This is a genomic window from Pandoraea terrae (genome assembly GCF_902459695.1).
GTDB classification, from domain to species: domain Bacteria; phylum Pseudomonadota; class Gammaproteobacteria; order Burkholderiales; family Burkholderiaceae; genus Pandoraea; species Pandoraea terrae.
Map to the genome: position 1 here is coordinate 1 of NZ_CABPRZ010000025.1, position 18940 is coordinate 18940.

The window sequence follows — 18940 nt, forward strand, 5'->3', positions numbered from 1 at the left end:
ACCTCGCAGTGGAGCCACGATACGCGCTCGGGCGTGCTCTCGCGCAGCACCAAAGAGACGCAGCGCGACGCGCATGAGGTGCTCGCGCAGGGCAGCACGGTCTCGGGCAACGCCGTCGAAGTCGGCGCGGCGCGCGACGTGCGCGTCACGGGCTCGAACGTGGTGGGCGAGGGCGACGTCAGCGTGACGGCCGGGCGCAACCTCGAGATCGCGGGTGCCGAGAACCGGCACGCCTCGTCGGAGTACCGGCACGAGACGACCTCCGGGGTGTTCGGCAATGGCGCAGGGAGTGTGACGATCGGCCGGCGCGCGGAGAAAGAGACCACGCGGCGCAGCGAGACCACGCACACCGCCAGCGTGCTCGGCTCGGTGACGGGCGACGTGGCGCTTCACGCGGGCGAGCAGTACCGCCAGGCGGGCAGCCAGGTGGTGGCGCGCGCGGGCGACGTGGATATCGCCGGCAAACGTGTCGCGATCGTCGAGTCGAGGGACAGCGCGCAAAGCGAGCGCGAGTTTGATGTGCGCCAGTCGGGCGTGACGGTCGCGGTGTCGAGCCCGGTGCTGGCCGCCGCGCAGACGGCCGGGCAGATGGCCAAGGCGGCAGGCAAGACCAGTGACGGGCGGCTGCAGGCGCTGGCGGGCGCGACAGTGGGCCTGGCCGGCAAGAACGCCTACGACGCGGTGACGAAGGATCCGAGCGCATTGGGCGGCATCAACATCTCGGTCACGGTGGGCGGCTCGCAGCAGACCAGTCGCGAGACGCAGACAGCATCGAGTGCGCGCGGGTCGTCGGTGGCGGCCGGCGGTGACGTTTCGATCCGGGCCACGGGGGGTGGTGACCGCGGTGGTGACCCATCCGGCGACCAATCGACCTTGACGGTGCGCGGGGGCGACATCGAGGCGGGCGGCGACGTGACGCTTGCCGTCGATGGCGCCATCGAACTGGTGGCGGCCGAGAACATCTCGAGCACGCGCCGCAAGAGCAGTGGCGCAAGCGGCGGCATCGGCGTAGGCGTGAGCATCGGCACGAAAACCTCGGTGGGCGTCACGGCCAACGCGAGCGTCTCGCGCGGCAAGGCCGAGGGCGACGCGCAGACCTGGACCACCACGCATGTCACGGCAGGCAAGCACCTGACGATGGAATCCGGCGGCGACACCACGCTGCGCGGCGCGCAGGCGCGTGGCGAGTCGGTTGCGGCGCGCGTCGGCGGCGACCTGAGGATCGAGAGCCTGCAGGACAAGGACAACTACCACAGCCGCGACCAGTCGCTGGCCGGCAGCGTGACCGTCGGGGTAGGCACGGTATCCGGTGCGATCAACGCGAGCCACCAGCAGATCAACAGCGACTACGCGAGCGTGCAGCAGCAGTCGGGCATTAAGGCGGGCGACGGCGGCTTCGACGTGGAAGTCAAAGGCAACACCGATCTGATGGGCGCGGTGATTGCCTCGACGGATGCGGCGGCCGAGGCGGGCGCAAATCGCCTGAAAACGGGCACCCTGACGCAGCGCGACCTCGAGAACCGGGCCGAGTATGACGCGTTGGGTGTCAGCATCGGCGGCGGCTTCAGTTCGGGCGGCAGCGACGCCAAGCTCGGCACGGATCAGGCCGGGCACGCCACCACCGGCGCGGGCGTGGTGCCGGGACACGAGGCGCCGGCCTCGGGGCGCGCTTCGGGTGGGGTGTCGGTGACCCCGCCGATGATCGTGGCGGCGGCGGGGAGCGCCACCAGCACGACGAGAAGCGGCATCAGCGCCGGCGTGATCGAGATCACCGATGGCGCGAAACAGCAGGCCATCACCGGCAAGACCGCGCGGCAGACCATCGCCGAGACGAACCGCGAGGTGTCCTCGGAGCGCGACGGCAGCAACGCGCTGGCCAAGATCTTTAATGAGCAGGAGATCCGGGCCGGCTTCGAGATCGTGGAGGCGCTGCAGCGCGAAGTGGGCGTGTTCGTGACCAACCGGGCGCAGGAGGCCGATGCGCTGGAAAAAGCGCGCGACCAGGAGACCGACCCGGCAAGACGCGCCGCGCTCGATCAGGAACTGCAAGAAGCGCGCAAGTGGGCTCCGGGCGGCGACTACGGTCGAGTCGTCACGGCGATCACGGCAGCGGCAGGCGGCAACGTGACGGGCGGTATGGGCGATCTGGTCACCAAAGCGACGATCAACTACCTCCAGAGCCTGGGCGTCGAAAAGGTCAAGGCGATTGCCGACGGGCTGAAGAGCGAGACGGCGCGGGCGGCCTTGCAGGGCATCGTGGCGTGTGCTGGTGCGACAGCGTCGGGGGGTGACTGCGGCGCCGGTGCGTTGGGGGGCTCGGCGAGCGTGGTGCTGAACAACCTGCTGGACAAGGCGGGCGGGAAATCGGGTAAAGACCTGAGTGCGGAGGAAAAGCAGGCGCGCACGAATCTTGTGACCAGCATCGTCGCGGGGATTGCCGGCGCGACGGGTTCTGGTGCTGATGTAACGACTGCGACCACCGGCGGCAAGATCGAGACCGAGAACAACGCGGTCTTCATTGCGCCGGTTCTGGTTGCAGCGGGCGAGGCGATCGCGGGTGGGGCGGCCTTCTGCGCGACCCGTATCAACGTTTGCAAGGCGGGGCTGGAGGCTGCCAAGGGGGCGGGCGCCGCATTTGCGGCATGGCTTGCTGTGCAGATGACTCGCAGCGACCCCGAAACGAACGATGGGACCACGGCGACCCCGAACCATGGCCCACGTGGGGGCACGATAATCGGAACGCCCGACACGGGGGAGAAAGGCCCGAATATCATGGCAACGCCTGACCAAGGCGAACGCGGGCCTATAATTACGGCAACACCGGAGGAAGGGCCGAAGGGCCCGACCATCATGGCTACGCCGAATGATGGGCCGAAGGTGTTTGAGCCGATTTTTGCCACAAACGCTGCAGCTGGCGCTGACAATGCGGAAAATGCCGTCAACGGTTTGAACCTCAACAAGTCATTGGCGAGCCAGCAACAGCTTTCGGAACTGGCATCCGGAAATGGAATTAACGTCGCTGGGAATGGGACCAATGTTCCTCTGCGGGATGCTCCTCGCTTGGCATCAGAGTATGGAGGGCAGGCGAGTGAGTGGAGTAAGGTAAGCAGTTCTAGTTACACGGCTGCCGATGGAACGCAGTTTGAAATCCACGCTTACCGCAACGCAGTGACCGGTCGGATCGTAGAGCCGAAATCGATCCCGCTGAAATGAGGGGCAATACACGATGAACGAAGGCGAGATCTTGGAACGAAGCCGTTTGGTGTCGTTAGCCCAAGCGATGTTGGATGGAAAACTATCGTTTTTTGAGGGAGCGGTGCAGGTGCTCGCCATCAAAAATCGGATGGGTCGGATTGCGGGCGGAGATCCTGATTTCGATGCCTTTGTCGCTATCCAGTCCGAAACCGACCACCTGCCTCTCCAAGCCCAATGGTCGCTATGGGCGCCGGAGGCTCTTGCGCGCCTCGAACCGGAGTTCAAGCGTACGGAGGAATGGGCAAGGGCGTTCGCTCCGCAAGCATGTAGGAAATTGATAGCACGATTCAGTAGCCTCTAGTGGCGGCTTGACTGATACGCGGACAATGGAAGAACGAACCCGGCCAAGCGCCGGGTTCGTTGATTTTGGAGGCGTGAAGCATCGCGACGCTGGCGTTTGATTGTGCAATTCGTCGCTGGCCGGGTGCTGGGTGGGTGGAGGTTAGAACAGCCATCGCGCGACGTCCCAGCGGCCGTCCTCGTTGGCATCCATTTCCCTGATTCCGTCGATCGCCCGCTGCAGAAGTGGGCCCGGACGGGCACTGGGAGATGATCGTGAGCGCAATCACGACAGGCATCGACGGCAACGTGATGGGCTCAATGACCCCTGCGCGATCTTCGCACCGGTTGACGTCGTGCCAACATCCTTGCCACCGCATGGCCTATTCGGGATGAGGTCTACAAACACACGTCAGCCACTCAAGCTGGCATGCCCAGACAACGAAAAACACCTCACACCTGTTAAAGTTCGGAATCGTCTGATGGCGCATGCAGTGGGGCTGTCTCACAATTGAACTCACTCACCGAGTGTTCGGTGAGCGGGTGTGGAAGCCCTTGCATTGCTGGATTCCGGCGGCGTTCGCGCGGCCGGTTCGTCGGCCGTTGCCAGATGTCAACGGACGGGCCTCAGTCGGGACACTTACGAGTGTGCCGGATCCAGTGACCGGTCTTCCACCCCGATTGTGTGCCCGTCCACCTCGCGTGGAAGCGAGATGCGGGTTATCTCACAGTAAATCACTGGAGCATCATATGCAGAATTACGTATCCGGCACGCCCACCTTCCGGTTTGCGATTGAAACATTTTCCGATGAGTTGTCAGCGCTAGATCGTCTGCTTCGAGACGCCGTGCTGGCGGAGGAGGGCGTTATCCGCGACATCATGGGCCGATTGAAAGGCATCAACCGCCAGTTGCACGATACGATATCCTCCGCGAATCTCACATTGCTTCAAGTGACGGATGCATTCGACACGCTCTTGGACTTACTCGACGGACACGCAGGCAGGCCTTTGCCGGCGGAGAAACTTCATTGCCTGATTTCGCCGTTAAAATGGCAACTTGACACCGTCTCACGCGAAGTGACCGCACTGGTCTAAGCCTCTGCAGTAGCGATCTCGTTGGATGCCCGCATGGCGTGCATCCAACGACGGCCTTCAGGCTTTTAGCTCCTCAAATTGTTCGCCCCCTTTGCCCGCCCTTCAGTCACAACCTACGCGATGTTCTGCGACGCGACCTTGACGTCGCGCGTCTTGTAAAGGCGTTGGCTGCCGCCGCAGTGGGAATTGCCGGCACGAACGGCTACCTCGGTCTCAAGAAGTAGCCGGACACGTTGGGCAGCGTGAAGTTTCATCATTGGCGCGAGTTCGTCGGCTCGGAACCGCAAAGTTCGGCGATCTGCGATACGTAAACATTGACGGGCGACTCTCACAAGCGTATCTGCGTATGGGTAAATTCCAATAAGTCACTCGAATCGCGATTACCGCGTCCGCCGACACTCGAATTTCCCTATCATGGAGCGGTGACTTCGCAATCAAGCGGGGGCGCAATTTTTGATAGGAAAACTCATGAGTGCTAAACGGCGAAAAGCGGATTTGACCCGGTGGCTCTCGGCAGGCGAACCGGGCGGGCATGAGCAACGGTGCTTGCCGCCGCAGTCGGCGGACTTCGAAGGATTCATCGTCTGGAGCTATACGAAGAATCTCTATCTCGGACAGATACTCGACGAAAGCACAGGGCAACCTGCCGATACCTTTGTGCCAGAGTCAATCTTTTCATTGCAGTTCAATACCTTCGACGAAGCCAGCGAACGGGCATCCAATCTGGACGCGCCGGCGGTGGTTCTGTTCGCCGCCGAGTTCAATGGAGAGGTATTGGTGATCGGGTGACACGTGCGCTGACCACACTTCACGCATGCCGGCATAGCGGGCGTGGCGATGCCTGTGGCGCAATGCGCAGCGCCGCATGGATTCGTGCTCGGCCTCGAGATTGGGGACGTTGTCACGGCCCCCCTCAACCGGAGACACCGCCCCATCGCAGCGGCGGTGTTTCATGACCGAAACACGAACATTCGCACCTGCCATCACAAGCGGGGCTTAAGCCGAACCGTTTCGAACAGTCTGAAACGCTCGTTGCGATCGGCTTGGCGGCTACCCTGCCACAGCGGATTCCCGCTGACGAATGGAGGCGCCTCACGGTCCCGTCCATGTTTGTCCATAATGAGGAGATGACTGCACGTCGGTTCGGAAGGACCTGCCCCGTTTGCAATCGTTGGCACGACACCTACCCAGTAGTGCAGCATCGCCCGTTCTGATTCACCAACGCCGATAGTGTCAAGGCAGGCAACATCTGAAGGGAGCGCCTCGCGAAGCGAAACGAAGGTGACGCGGTAGCCGCGCGCGGCATCGAGCCATGGCAGAAGTAGCGTGTGCAGGATTCCCCATATGAGCGTAACGTTAGCCAGCCATACCCAAGCCCGCGACATGGATCGCCCACGAAACAGGATCCATCCCCACAGACCTGTGACCAGGATTGCCACCGCGAATGCGAAAGGCTGAAAAGGTAACGAGAAGTCGTTCACAGGCAACCACGCTGACACGCCCCACGGCAACACGTGTTCCGGCGCCCAAACCAGCAGTCCCCATTGCAGCCAACCATACCCTCCCACAACGCCAATGCTCACTGCCAGTCCCAGGCGCTTCCCCGCCGACCGAATGGGTATCGATGCAAGGCGGGCCGCGATGAGTGCGAAAGCAGGATAAAGCGGCAGGAGGTACAACTCGCGTATCGATGCAGCCCCGAGTAGCAAGATCGTCACCGAGATCACGTAGATCAGCACAACGCAACGAGCATCAGAAATGGCGTGCCACCACTTCGTGATTCTGACAAGACACCCATATCTCCGCGCGTGTGCGTATCGACTTTCGGCGTCCCGCTCGCTACTACACATCGGAGGGCGCAAAGCCAATCGCTTGACTCGCCGCACCACCATGCCGAGCATCCATGCGAAAACGGGCATCGACAGCGCAAAGAGCACGCCGGCATCTCGCCAATAACTCGCTCGCAATTCCCCGACGTTGCCATGACCGGTGAAGCGACCCACGTTATCGCGCCAAAACCATTCATGGAATTGATCGGGTGCTTCAAGCCACAACAGGACTGGCCATATCATCACCCATGGCGCGCAAGTTCCCGCTGCCCAAACGAGCACACGCCATAATCGGGAACGTTGGCGATTCATGGCTTTGGAGCGAGTCAGGAAAAGCAGCACGACCGCCAATGCCATGGTAGCGGGAATCATCAATCCCTTGGCGAGAAAAGCAATGCCGCCCCCTGTCCCTAGCCATAGTCCGGCGCGTATCGGCGAGACACCGGTGCGTGCTGCCAGCATTGAACCGTCAAGCGCGAATACGGCACCGGTCAACTGCGGAACGTCCGCAGTCGTCTTGTGAATGTGCGTGATGCCGCCAACGATGCCGAGAAACGCGGCGATGGCCGGCAGTGCAAGTCTTCGTCCACCGTAACAAGTCGCACAGCGCGACAGCCCCCATAACGTCAACAACATCCAGCCCAACGTCACACCTTGAACCGCAACCTGTGGTGTCGCCCATCCGTCAAATGCAAGTGCCGCAACGGCACCCGTCCAGTATAGAAGTGGTGGCTTTTCGACAAACGCGGTGTTTCCGACATGAGGCACGATCCAGTGTTGCCCCAGGATCATGTTCAGCGTCATTCCGAATGAATACGGCTCATCGGGTTTCCAGAAATCACGCCCAAACAATTCGATTGCCAGGTAAGCCACGATCCATGCGCACACTAGCCAGCGTGGCGGATTACTGCTTTCCACGGGCCCGCCCCTCGATGATTTGCCAGCGGGTGTACCAGTCCTGCAGCGCCAGGCGGGCGCGGGCATCCCTCGCTTGATCGTCGAGTAGAGAAATATCTGCAGGCGTGCCCGATAGTTTCCCGCTCCCCCTATCGATCCCCAATCGCGACGACGCGGAATCGGTCATTGCAAGTATTGAGCCGGCATCACTCAATAGTGTCTGGAAGTTCATCACCGCATAACGCCTATGCTCCGGCACTACCGTGAACAAGGATTGCCCGAAAGCGGGGACGTGGGCGTCGGATAACGCGAGGTGATGGAGCGTCGGGAATATATCGGCGTGCCCTGAAATTCGTGTGAGATCGACGTTTTCCCCTGGAGGACGATATGCCGCAGGTACGTTCAGATAAGTCATTACCTGCTGTGAAATTAGCGCGTCGTCCGGCATACGATAGCGAAACAAGGTGCGCAGATTGTGATCCCCTGTCGCCGCGACCACCGTCCGGCCAGACAGATTGAGCGCGTCAAGCCGGTCAAGGAAGCGCCCGAGTTGATGAGAACTGTACTGATACGTTTCCAACATTCGCGCCGCACGATCAGGTGATGCGTTCAGTATTGGCAGCGTCGCGTCGACATTGATGGGCGCTGCGCGATAGTCAGCGGGAAGACTATGCGGCGGATGATTTGTTGTCGACAGGAGAAACAACAATACCGGCTTCCCCTGGCGTCGTGCGTCAGACATCAAGTCGCCAGCGAAGCGAAACAGATACTCGTCATACACTCCCCACACCGTGCGCTCAGCCTTGGGGTAACGTGCGAGAATGTCCCCCATGTCGTAGACTTCATCAAATCCCTGGTTCGGCAGCGCACGCCCAATCCCTCGCCAAACGTTGCTGCCACCGTACACAAACACCGTCCGATAACCGTGCTCACGAAACGGTAGGGCCGCCGCCGAGCGTAGGGCAATCCTGCCGTTTTCCCCTTGAGTCAGTGGCGTGAGAGGCGTGTTGAGCAACAAAGCCTCCAGCGTCGGATGCGTTCCGTTCTGCGCGGACACGAAAGCGGGATGCGTGACGCTCCGACTCAAATGTTTTCGAAAAGCCCCGGTGAGATGTGTCTTTTCATCATCAAAGCGCATTGGATGAGCGCCCCACGATTCCATCAGCGCAACAACGACGTGAGGCGGATGGGTTTCCAGCCAGGGGCGTTTCGGTGTGCGCGAAAATGCCAGTGCCTCTAGATCGGAGGGCGCGGCAGACTGTGCTCCCAGCGCGCTGGCCAACGCTGGAAGGTCGAAGAAGCCATACCGACGCAAACCGGCAGTCGCCTCGGTGCTGATATCGATCTGGGCACGCCGGTCCCGCGCTGCGTCGTATAGCGCCTGCCACGGATTTCGGACGAGATCATTGACGAACGCGTTGCTCGATACCGTCGCATTCTGATCGCGGAGGGGAAAGGTATCGAAGCTGCCTCGCGCGGCAACGCCCAAGCCAATCAACACCAGGGTGACGCGCCACGCTCGCCGTCGCGGAGGACCGGATGCGCCGGCGCCACCCGCCCAGCGAAACACCACCCAGCTTTGCAGTGCCGTCAGGCCGATCAACACGAACGACGCACGCAACACCGGATAGTCGGCCCACATCGATGCCAACACACCTGTGGTGTCATCTTCCAGCAAGCCGAACACAATGGGCGAAAAGGGCGAGTGATAGAAGTCGTAGTAATAAAACTGGGCAATCGCCGTCAAATTGACCGCGAACAGCAACAAGGCGACCGAGATGCGCTGCAGCCACGCACTTGCCGTTACGAGGCGCGGCAGGCAGACAAGACCGGCCATCGGCACGAAGCTCAACAAAATGCCATGCGACAACACTTTGAGATCGAACCTCACCCCCATGACGCCAGCGGCGAGCCAGTCGGGCGGGGTCCCGATTCCCTTTTCGGTATCCCCGAACGTCAGCCAGAGGGCCAAACGTAGCAAGCAGAAGCTCAGTGAACCTAGCGCCATCAATGCGATGACAGAACGGGAAAAATGCAGCGACTGGAACATGAACTTTTATCCCGTTCCACTCATGAACACCAAGTCTGGCGCGATGCGATCAAGTGCGCGGGTCACAAATAATGCAGCGGCCTATGATTCCACGATTCGCGTGAGGATTGTTCTGAAAGCGTTATCCCTGAGGAACGCTGCGCCGCGGTTGGAGAAAACGCATCATGCCGATCATGCTTGGCGAGATCGCTTGTTCGACCCAGCAGGATAGGCCTATTCCGAAAATCCTGAATGAGGCTGATTTGGCCCCCAATGTCGCTGTGGGGTGTGATATCTTGAGCGTCTTCGCGTGGCAATGCTCGCAGTAAATTTAGTATACCTACATGTATATGCAACCACGAGTGCGTATGCCCGAATGGTCTGCTGCCTCAGTAGCAATTTCCCAATCCCCAATCCCCCATCCCGCAGTCGAGACTCGTCGCAAGACTGAGTCGATTCTGTATTCGTTAACCCATGACGTTTGGAAGTCAAAAACTTGAATTCAACCAGAACGACCTCGTTGTTTATAGCGGCCATCGTGCTTTCCGGCTTGGCCGGTTGTGCGACCGAGAGCTCTCAGACCGTGGCGGTCCAAAGGGTGGAAAGTGCCGGCAGCGCCTATGCCGGCAAACGTGCGCCCATTGCCATCGGAAAATTCGACAACCGCTCCAGCTATTTGCGCGGCATCTTCTCCGACGGCATCGATCGTCTGGGCGGGCAAGCCAGAACCCTCCTGATGACTCATCTTCGGGAGACGGGCCGGTTCAACGTACTGGACCGGGACAACCTGAACGAGATCAAGCAGGAGGCCGCGATCAAGCAACAGGTACAGACATTGAGGGGCGCCGACTATGTCGTGACCGGTGACGTGACGGCATTCGGCCGCAAGGAAGTCGGCGACCGCCAACTTTTCGGCATTCTCGGCCGCGGAAAAGCCCAAGTCGCCTACGCCAAGGTGAATCTGAACATCGTCAATATCGCCACGTCCGAAGTGGTGTTCTCCAGCCAAGGGGCGGGCGAGTACAGCTTGTCCAGCCGGGAGATCGTGGGATTCGGCGGCACCGCCAGCTACGATTCGACGCTCAACGGCAAGGTCCTGGATCTGGCGATCCGCGAGGCCGTGAACAAGCTCGTCGCCGCCGTCGACACCGGCGCATGGCAGCCAAACCAATCTCAATAACCCGCAGCCCGGAAGACTCATCAACATGACATCCATCCAACGGCATTTTTTGACATTGCTACTGCTTTGCAGCGCATTACTCGCAGGTTGCGCCTCATCTCCCAAGACGCTTTATCAATGGGAGGGCTACGAGCCGCAGGTCTATGAATACTTCAAGGGGGAAAGTACGGAAGCTCAGATCAGCGCGCTTGAGGAGGATCTGCAAAAGATCCGCGCAAGCGGAAACACGCCGCCACCGGGCTATCACGCCCATCTTGGCCTGTTGTACGGAAGCGTTGGCAACGACGATCAGATGACACAGCAGTTTCAGGCAGAGAAAGCGCTATTCCCGGAGTCGTCGGCCTACTTCGATTTTCTCCAGAAAAATTTCAAGAAGTGAGGACACAAGATGTTGAAAAGCGTTCTGAAACTGCTGTCCGCCTTGTCGGTGACGGCGCTCGTTGCCGGGTGCGCCACGCCCGCGGCGCAAATCGACTATGCAGCATTCAAGGAAAGTCGTCCACGCTCAATTCTGGTGCTGCCACCGTTGAACGATTCGCCCGAGGTCGAGGCAACGTACAGCTTCTTGTCGCAGATGACATATCCGCTGGCGGAAAGCGGTTACTACGTGATGCCGGTGACGCTGGTCGAGGAAACGTTCAAACAAAACGGCCTGACCACGGCCGGGGACATTCATGAGGTCGCGCCGGGCAAGCTCAGGGAAATCTTCGGCGCGGATGCCGCACTCTACGTGACGGTACAGGAGTATGGCAGCCGCTATCGGGTGCTCGACAGCGTGGTAGAGGTCACGGCGAACGCGAAATTGGTCGATCTGAAATCCGGCAAGGCCCTATGGACGGGAACGGCGAGCGCCTCGAGCAAGGAAGAACAGCAGAATTCCGGGGGCGGAGGATTGATTGGCATACTGGTGTCAGCAGCCCTGCAGCAGATTGTCAACAACGTTTCCGATGCGGGCCACCGAATTGCAGGCATCACCAGTCGGCGATTGCTGTCTGCCAGTCGTGAAAACGGGATTCTCTACGGTCCGCGTTCGCCTCGGTACGAAACCGACTGATCGATCCAGGTCCACTGACTCACTGAAATTCGACGGCGCGGGTCACGTGAGGCGGGCGGTCTGCGGCGTTGTCCCCCGAGGCGCTTCAATGGGAGGTTGGGGGGGGGCATGATTTGGGCACTTTCCGAATCACCGTTTCACCCCTTCCCAATGGGGTCTCCAGTACGTACTATGAGTTGCGTCACAACGCGTTCATGCACGCACTGGTTGTAGTGACATCCTGCCCCCCAGCTTGAATCGTCTCGACGTTCGCACCATGCGGCGTCGATTCTCTCTGAATCGACTTTTTGGGGTGACCATGGATCCCGATTTTCTCGATGACGACGCGACCGCATTGTTGCGCGCGCTGGAAGCGTCTTCTGATGAATTCGCGCGAGCGATCGAAGTCGTGCAGTCCGGCGTGCCAGGCCCGGATGTTTATCTCGCGCACGCCCTGTGTCGTTACTTCGTCGACGAAGTCTATCGCCTGTCCTCCATGCTAGGCCCGCCACAGGAAGGCGATTCCGAAATCGATATCGAAAATGGGGGGGCAGACGCAGATGCCCCAAGCGCGCCGCTTCCTTTCGCGGCCTCAAGACGCCCCACTCGGTGCGGAGCAAACGCATTCACGCCAAAGGTGCGCCGTCGGAAGTGGCATTAGGCCGCGTCCGACACACTTTCCTCCACCCAGTTATCCCGAGGTTTCGATGAAGTTTTCCAAGGAAGACAATTGGAGTGACCATCCTGCATTGCGTCAAATGCCGGTCCATTGGCTCCCGGTCGGGCGCAACGCGCGCGACATTGCGTTCTCGTCGCAAGTGGAGGGCGTGCTTTGGGAGCTTCGGCTCAACAACTTTCCGGATGAACCGCTGTACACCCTCTTTATCGACGCGAAGGAAATCCTCCACTTCACGATATGGCCCGACGCCTGGGGGCGCCCCGGAGGATACGCGCGGCGCTTCGCCTGAGCCCATGCGAAACGCCGCACAATCGCGTGAATGCGCGGGTTGGGCGAAACATCATCCCGGCAAGACGTCGCACGCGCAGCGCCTCAACACGGCCATGACGACGCTTCGCTCTGGTCGCCGATTTCACGGATCAGGATCGCTTGCGTGACGTGGTCAATGCATTCGCGGTCGATCCATGTCATGCCCTCGCGCTTGACGTGAAACCGGAATTTGCACGATAACCCCGACGCTTCATCGTTGTCGCACTCCACAATCGCCACCGCCGTGCCCAGTCCATCGGGCCAGCGAAGCGCAAATTCGTTCAGAAAACGCACTGCCGTGGACATCGGCGCGCCCTCGCAGTGCGTGTCGATCGCCACCTTGTTACGCGTGGCCTCATACCCCGCAAGATCCACGTAGCGCTGTTGCAATAACTCGGCCGGCGGTAGTTCGTCCGCCGAATGCAACTGGCCGAAAACCACACATTCGCCCACCCGTTTGACGCCGCCGTCGAGAATGCCCTGCAGTACCGGCGGTAACGCGGCAGCAGGCAGTAGTTCGCGGCGCAGCAAGCCGCTCATGAATTCGTTGAGCACTATCATTTCTGACTCCTTTCATGCCCCGGCGGGCAGTTATCGGCACTGATTGCGGCGGCCGCAGCACTGCTCGTGGCGGCGGCCGGTCTGTCGTCGTTGCCTTGAACACGCCGCTCACATCGCGACGCTCAGGCGTGACACCACAATGCCACCGGAAATGCGCGTGAAATTACGCATTTGGACACGCTTTTGAATCGCGCCCGGTGCTGGAATGCCGTGAAACCCTCATGCATAGGCGCTTTCCGATCGGTGGAGCCGGCCGTCCAGCCCATGTCGGCCTGACTCAGGAATCGGAGTTGGCCTATGCGTGCTGTCAACCGCGTGAAGTCAATTGCGAGGCGGCGCCCCGCTGGACGTGGTGCCACAGTGGGCCGCCGCTAATGCCGTGGCCGCCTACGGAGCGTTTGCTAGTCCCATCGGACGATGGCATGCCTACCTCGACTCTCTACGCTTTGGTCAACTCCGGCCCCGCCCAGTGCGGCTAACCGGTTGACAAATAACGGATTCGTTCGAAACAGGATAAGGAGAAGGAGATGAGACTCGCAGGCAAGGTTGCGCTGGTTACCGGCGCTGGACAAGGCATGGGACGCGCCATCGCACGTCTGTTCGCGCAAGAAGGGGCGGCCGTCGTCGCACTGGATTTGAATCTCGCCGCTGCGGAGGAAACGCTCGCCGGCACGCCCGGCGACGGCAGCTTCGCCCGCAGCGTCAATGTTGCCGACAGCGCCGCTGTCAAGGCCGTGTTTGCCGAAGCCGTCGCCAAGCTGGGCCGTGTCGATGTCGTTGTCAACAACGCCGGCATCGGCTCGGTCGATGCGCTCGCTGATACGCCCGACGAGAATTGGGCGCGCGTCATCGGCGTCAATCTGACCGGGACATTCTATTGCCTGCGCGAAGCGGTCCGCACGATGCAGGCGCTCGGCACGAAAGGCAATATCGTCAATCTGGCCAGCACCGCCGCCCTGAACGGTGAGGGCCCGAGCCACTACTGCGCCTCGAAGGCCGGCGTCATGGGGCTGACCCGCAGCGCCGCGCGTGAGCTCGCTGCTACCGGGATTCGCGTCAATACGGTCGTGCCGGGGCCGACCAACACGCCAATGATGCAAGGCATTCCGGATGAATGGAACGACGCGATCGTCAAGGCCGTGCCGATGGGCCGCATGGGCGAACCGGACGAGGTCGCGCGCGTGGCGCTGTTCCTGGCGAGCGACGATGCGTCGTTCATCACCGGCCAGAACATCGCTGTCAATGGCGGTATGGCGTTCATTTAAGGAGATTCCCATGACGAAACGTCTGGAAGGCAAAGTCGCGCTCGTCACTGGTGCCGGCACCGGTATTGGCGCCGCTACCGCGGAATGCTTCGCGCGCGAAGGTGCGACGGTGGTGCTGTGCGGCCGCCGTCAGGGGCCGCTCGACGAGGTCGTCGCGCGCATCAAGGCGTTCGGCGGCCGCGCCGAAGCCGTCTCGTGCGATGTCAGCGACGAAGCAGGTTTCACGCAAGCGATCGAAGCCGCGGCCGAGCGGCACGGCAGTCTCGACATCCTCGTCAACAACGCCATGGCGTTTACGTGGAATGCGATCGAGGCGACCTCCACCGAGGAATGGCATGCGAACTTCGCGACGTCGGTCGACGGCACGTTCTGGGGCACCCGCGCCGCGATGAAGCTCATGAAGGCGCGCGGCGGGTCGATCGTCAATCTGTCGTCGATCTGCGGCTTGCTGGGCACGCCGTATATGGCCGGCTACTCGGCGGCCAAGGCCGCCATCATCAATTTCTCGCGCGCGGCCGCAGCCGAGGGTGCGGCGCAGGGGATTCGCGTCAACGTGGTCATCCCTGCGGTCGTCGAGACCCCGGGCACGGCCGGCATGCTGACGGACCCCGAGGCGCGCCGCAAGACCGAGGCGCTGATTCCGATGAAGCGCGTCGGCCAGCCCGACGAGCTGGCGAAGGCGATCCTGTTCCTCGCCAGTGATGAAGCGTCGTATATCACCGGCGCGGCCCTTCCGGTCGACGGCGGCCGCACCGCCGTGCTGACCACCGCGTTGGAGTGAGGCAACCCATGGCAAACGATACACCTCACGCGGCGTTGTCGGTCGCAGCGCTCGCCGAGCGCCTCGACCGGCTTGAATCGCTGGACGAAATCCGTCAACTCGCCGCCAAATACGCGCTGTCACTGGACATGCGCGACATGGACGCTCACGTTAACCTCTTCGCGCCCGACATCCGCGTCGGACGCGACAAGGTTGGCCGTGAGCATTTCAAGGCATGGCAGACCGACACACTGCGCGAACAGTTCACGGGCACGTCGCATCACCTCGGCCAGCACATCATCGAGTTCAAGGACCGCGACCACGCCACCGGCGTCGTCTATTCCAAGAACGAGCATGAGTGCGGCAACGAGTGGGTCATCATGCAGATGCTCTACTGGGACGACTACGAACGCATCGACGGCCGTTGGCTGTTCCGCCGCCGCCTGCCTTGCTACTGGTATGCCACGGATCTCAACAAGCCGCCGATCGGCGAGATGAAGATGCGCTGGCCCGGCCGTCAGCCGTACTGGGGCACATTCCACGAACTGTTTCCGTCCTATCGCGAATTCTGGGCTGACCGCGCCGACAAGGACGGCTTGCCCGAAGTGACCGCCCCGGCGCCGCTGGAACGGTTTCTCGAGACGATGCGGCGCGGTACGCCCGCGCCGAAGATCCGTGTGCGCTGAGGAGGGGGCATGCACAAGCATTTGTTTACGCCGGTAACGTTCGGCGAACTCCAGTTGGCCAACCGCATCGTCATGGCGCCGATGACGCGCAACCGCGCGCGCGAAGACGGCGTGCCGACGGACCTGATGGTTGGGTACTATGCGGCGCGCGCAGACGCCGGGCTGATCGTGGCCGAAGGCACCTGGCCGCGCGTGACCGGCCAGGCGTACTGCCGGCAGCCGGGCATCGAGACGATGGCGCAGATCGACGGCTGGCGGCGTGTGACGGACGCCGTGCACGCGCGTGGCGGCAAGATCGTCCTGCAGATCATGCATAGCGGGCGTATCGGCAGCCGTTTCATCAAGCCGGCCGGGGTCGAGACCGTCGCGCCGAGCGCATTGCAGGCTGAAGGCGAGATTTTCACCGATGCGGCCGGCATGCAGCCGTACGACACGCCGCGCGCGCTGAGCACCGACGAGGTCCGCGCCGTGGTGCACGAGCATCGCCTCGCGGCGATCCGCGCGCGCGAGGCAGGCTTCGACGGGGTCGAGCTCCACGGCACGAGCGGCTATCTGCCGATGCAGTTCCTGTGCTCAGGCACGAATCTTCGCGACGACGAGTACGGCGGCAACCTGGCCAACCGGGCGCGCTTCATGAGCGAGTGTCTGGCCGCGATGGCCGACGGCATCGGCGCCGGCCGTGTCGGGCTGCGCATGAATCCGGGCAATACCTACAACGGGACGTCCGACGAGGATTCCGCCGCGTCGCATGCCGCAGTCATGCGCCAGGCGGCGGCATTGGGCATCGCCTATCTGCATGTCATGCGCGCGCCGGTACCGGAAATCGACGCTTTTGCGCTCGCCCGCGAGCAGTTCGGCGAGGCGCTGATCCTCAACGACGGGCTCGACGGCGAAGGCGCGGAAGCGCTGTTGACGGCCGGCGAGGGGCAAGCGGTGTCGTTCGCCCGGCATTACATCGGCAATCCCGACCTGGTGGCGCGTTTGCGTGAAGGGGCGGCGCTGGCCCGCTTCGATCGCAAGACGCTCTACACGGCCGGCCCGGCCGGTTACACGGACTACCCGGCGATGGGGGCGTCGGTCGCGCGGTAAGCCTTGTGGTGACTGGCTTGTGGCCCGTTTCGTTAGTCTTTACGGACGATGCGAAACGGGCCGCCAGACCGGAATATGGAGCCTGAAGCCCGGGCTTATGCGGCCCGGCCCCCCAAGCAACCGGAAAAGGCTCAGCAGATGATCGATATTCGCGGACTGGCTTACGTTGTGGCCGAGACCACCGACCTGGCGAAATGGCGCGTGTACGCCGAAGAGGTGCTCGGCGCAATGACGCTGACGGCGCCGGGCGACGGACTATATGTCAAGGTTGACGACCGGCAGTTCCGCATCGCGGTCGTCGCGGGCCAGCGCAACGGTTACGTGGCCTCCGGCTGGGAAGTCATCGATGGCGACGCCTTCGCCGCCGCCGTGCAAGCGCTTGAAGCCGCGGGTGTGGCGCTCGAGAAGGGCGACGCCGCGTTGTGCAAACACCGCCGCGTGCAGCAACTGGTGGCATTCGACGATCCCTCGGGCAACCGTCACGAAGTCGTTTGGGGCTTCCAGTCGGATTTCCTCCATTTCGCCTCGCCGGCCGGCGTGTCCCGGTTCATCACCGGCGATATCGGCATGGGGCATACGGTGCTGCCGGCGCCGAATTTCCAGGCGACGGTCGATTTCTTCCGCAATGTGATGGGCTTCGGCCTGTCGGACATCTACAACTTCAAGCCCGCCGGCGACGACGGCCCCACGATTCCGATCCACTTTCTGCACTGCAGCAACGCCCGCCATCACAGCCTCGCATTTGCGGCGTTCCCGGCGGAATCGAAGTGCGTGCACATCATGCTCGAAGTCGATTCGATGCCCGAAGTCGGCCGTGCCCTCGACCGCCGCGCCGCGCACGACGTGCCGCTGTCGGCCACGCTCGGCCAACACACCAACGACAAGATGATCTCGTTCTACATGAAGTGCCCGTCGAACTTTGACATCGAATACGGCTACGGCGGCGCGATGGTGGACTGGAAGGAGCACATCGTCCACGAGTTCACGCGCGTGAGCCTGTGGGGGCATGATTTTTCGGTTGGGCGCCAGGCGTAACAGCGCACAGCGACCATACGCCGCCGGTCGCACGGCGGCAATCAGGATTTTGCAATCAAGAGGATGGCATGGCAGATAAACGGATGACGGCGGCCCAGGCAGTGGCGCGCATCGAGGACGGGATGACCGTCGGCATCGGCGGCTGGGGCCCGCGCCGCAAGCCGATGGCGCTGGTGCGCGAACTGTTGCGCTCGCCCGCCAAGGATCTTACGGTGGTCGCCTACGGCGGCGCGGATGTCGGCATGCTGTGCGCGGCCGGCAAGGTCAAGAAGCTGGTGTTTGCGTTCGTCTCGCTCGACTTCATCCCGCTGGAGCCGTACTTCCGCGCGGCGCGTCAGGCCGGGGCGCTCGACGTCATGGAAATCGACGAAGGCATGCTGATGCTCGGCCTGAAGGCCGCCGCCATGCGCGTGCCGTTCATTCCGACATCGGTCGGCCTCGGCACGGACGTGCTGCGTCATAACCCATCCATCAAGACAGTCGATTCGCCCTATGACGCCCGCGAGTGGGTCGCCATGCCCGCGCTCGCGCTTGACGTCGCGCTGCTGCACGTCGACCGCGCCGATGCGCGCGGCGTCTGCCAGGTCAAGGGCCCCGATCTTTACATGGACGACCTGTTCGCCCGCGCCGCGCAGACCACACTGGTGAGCTGCGACGAACTCGTCGAGACGTCCCATTTCGCACAGGAAGATGAAGCCCGCTACGTGTTCTGGGAGCGTTCGGAAACCGCAGGCGTGGTGCATCTGCCGGGCGGGGCGCATCCGAGTTCGTGCGCGCCGCTGTATGGCTTCGACACCGCGCACTTCAAGGAATACGCCGCCAGCGCACGCGATCCTCAGGGCTGGGCCCAGTACTTCGAGCGCTACGTCGCATGCGGTGAAGCCGAGTATCAGGCGCGCGTCGGCGGCCTGGACAAGATTCGTCAACTGGCTCTGCCGGTGTTTTGAGGAAGTTGCGAC

At 62.0% G+C, this 18940-nt stretch carries 19 protein-coding genes; 15 read left to right on the top strand and 4 right to left on the bottom strand.

The window, feature by feature from the left end; genetic code table 11:
* The first annotated feature begins 33 nt into the window (after window positions 1-33).
* From PTE30175_RS22230 to PTE30175_RS28335, 3 genes are all read left to right on the top strand, one after another.
* Complete coding sequence (locus PTE30175_RS22230) at window positions 34-3213, top strand: hemagglutinin repeat-containing protein (protein WP_150699253.1); 3180 nt, start codon at window positions 34-36, stop codon at window positions 3211-3213.
* 13 nt (window positions 3214-3226) lie between these two features.
* Complete coding sequence (locus PTE30175_RS22235) at window positions 3227-3556, top strand: DUF2489 domain-containing protein (protein ID WP_150699254.1); 330 nt, start codon at window positions 3227-3229, stop codon at window positions 3554-3556.
* 728 nt (window positions 3557-4284) lie between these two features.
* A complete protein-coding gene (locus PTE30175_RS28335; RefSeq protein WP_191629180.1) occupies window positions 4285-4629 on the top strand; it encodes a DUF1484 family protein in 345 nt (114 codons plus the stop codon).
* A 113-nt stretch (window positions 4630-4742) separates the two neighbouring features.
* Here the strand turns inward: PTE30175_RS28335 and PTE30175_RS28340 are convergent, their stop codons facing one another.
* On the bottom strand, window positions 4743-4886 hold the full coding sequence (locus PTE30175_RS28340) for a hypothetical protein (protein WP_191629181.1): 144 nt from the start codon (window positions 4884-4886) through the stop codon (window positions 4743-4745).
* A gap of 211 nt (window positions 4887-5097) precedes the next feature.
* Here PTE30175_RS28340 and PTE30175_RS22245 point away from each other — a divergent pair, with 211 nt between their 5' ends.
* Window positions 5098-5418, top strand: a complete 321-nt coding sequence (locus PTE30175_RS22245; protein ID WP_150699256.1) for a hypothetical protein — start codon at window positions 5098-5100, stop codon at window positions 5416-5418.
* Window positions 5419-5612: 194 nt separating this feature from the next.
* Here PTE30175_RS22245 and PTE30175_RS22250 read toward each other — a convergent pair whose 3' ends face one another.
* Window positions 5613-7376, bottom strand: coding sequence for an ArnT family glycosyltransferase (locus tag PTE30175_RS22250; RefSeq protein ID WP_150699257.1), 1764 nt, complete (start codon window positions 7374-7376; stop codon window positions 5613-5615).
* Window positions 7363-9405: an LTA synthase family protein gene (locus PTE30175_RS22255; RefSeq protein WP_150699258.1), complete on the bottom strand. Its 2043-nt coding sequence runs from the start codon at window positions 9403-9405 to the stop codon at window positions 7363-7365. The genes PTE30175_RS22250 and PTE30175_RS22255 overlap by 14 nt, the downstream gene beginning before the upstream one ends.
* A 475-nt stretch (window positions 9406-9880) precedes the next feature.
* Here PTE30175_RS22255 and PTE30175_RS22260 point away from each other — a divergent pair, with 475 nt between their 5' ends.
* The 5 genes from PTE30175_RS22260 (at window position 9881) to PTE30175_RS22280 (ending at window position 12565) form a co-directional block, all read left to right on the top strand.
* Window positions 9881-10564, top strand: a complete 684-nt coding sequence (locus tag PTE30175_RS22260; RefSeq protein ID WP_150699327.1) for a CsgG/HfaB family protein — start codon at window positions 9881-9883, stop codon at window positions 10562-10564.
* A gap of 25 nt (window positions 10565-10589) precedes the next feature.
* A complete protein-coding gene (locus PTE30175_RS22265; protein ID WP_150699259.1) occupies window positions 10590-10943 on the top strand; it encodes a DUF4810 domain-containing protein in 354 nt (117 codons plus the stop codon).
* A 9-nt stretch (window positions 10944-10952) separates the two neighbouring features.
* Window positions 10953-11618, top strand: coding sequence for a DUF799 domain-containing protein (locus PTE30175_RS22270; RefSeq protein WP_150699260.1), 666 nt, complete (start codon window positions 10953-10955; stop codon window positions 11616-11618).
* 298 nt (window positions 11619-11916) lie between these two features.
* On the top strand, window positions 11917-12258 hold the full coding sequence (locus PTE30175_RS22275; protein ID WP_150699261.1) for a hypothetical protein: 342 nt from the start codon (window positions 11917-11919) through the stop codon (window positions 12256-12258).
* Window positions 12259-12304: 46 nt separating this feature from the next.
* Window positions 12305-12565, top strand: a complete 261-nt coding sequence (locus PTE30175_RS22280; protein ID WP_150699262.1) for a hypothetical protein — start codon at window positions 12305-12307, stop codon at window positions 12563-12565.
* A gap of 83 nt (window positions 12566-12648) precedes the next feature.
* Here PTE30175_RS22280 and PTE30175_RS22285 read toward each other — a convergent pair whose 3' ends face one another.
* A complete protein-coding gene (locus tag PTE30175_RS22285; protein ID WP_150699263.1) occupies window positions 12649-13146 on the bottom strand; it encodes a hypothetical protein in 498 nt (165 codons plus the stop codon).
* A gap of 527 nt (window positions 13147-13673) precedes the next feature.
* Between PTE30175_RS22285 and PTE30175_RS22290 the strand changes: the two genes are divergently transcribed.
* The 6 genes from PTE30175_RS22290 to PTE30175_RS22315 all read left to right on the top strand — a co-directional run bounded on the left by PTE30175_RS22290 (window position 13674) and on the right by PTE30175_RS22315 (window position 18928).
* Complete coding sequence (locus PTE30175_RS22290) at window positions 13674-14411, top strand: SDR family NAD(P)-dependent oxidoreductase (RefSeq protein ID WP_150699264.1); 738 nt, start codon at window positions 13674-13676, stop codon at window positions 14409-14411.
* A gap of 10 nt (window positions 14412-14421) precedes the next feature.
* The gene (locus PTE30175_RS22295; protein WP_150699265.1) at window positions 14422-15192 is read left to right on the top strand and encodes an SDR family NAD(P)-dependent oxidoreductase; all 771 of its coding nucleotides are present in this window, start codon (window positions 14422-14424) and stop codon (window positions 15190-15192) included.
* Between the two features lie 8 nt (window positions 15193-15200).
* Window positions 15201-15857 carry a nuclear transport factor 2 family protein gene (locus PTE30175_RS22300; protein ID WP_150699266.1) on the top strand — a complete coding sequence of 219 codons (657 nt, stop codon included), beginning with the start codon at window positions 15201-15203 and terminating at the stop codon, window positions 15855-15857.
* A 9-nt stretch (window positions 15858-15866) separates the two neighbouring features.
* Window positions 15867-16946 (top strand): alkene reductase, encoded by a 1080-nt coding sequence (locus tag PTE30175_RS22305; RefSeq protein ID WP_150699267.1) that lies wholly within the window; start codon window positions 15867-15869, stop codon window positions 16944-16946.
* Between the two features lie 138 nt (window positions 16947-17084).
* Window positions 17085-17981, top strand: coding sequence for a VOC family protein (locus PTE30175_RS22310; protein WP_150699268.1), 897 nt, complete (start codon window positions 17085-17087; stop codon window positions 17979-17981).
* 68 nt (window positions 17982-18049) lie between these two features.
* The gene (locus PTE30175_RS22315) at window positions 18050-18928 is read left to right on the top strand and encodes a CoA transferase subunit A (protein WP_150699269.1); all 879 of its coding nucleotides are present in this window, start codon (window positions 18050-18052) and stop codon (window positions 18926-18928) included.
* Window positions 18929-18940: the final 12 nt, after the last annotated feature.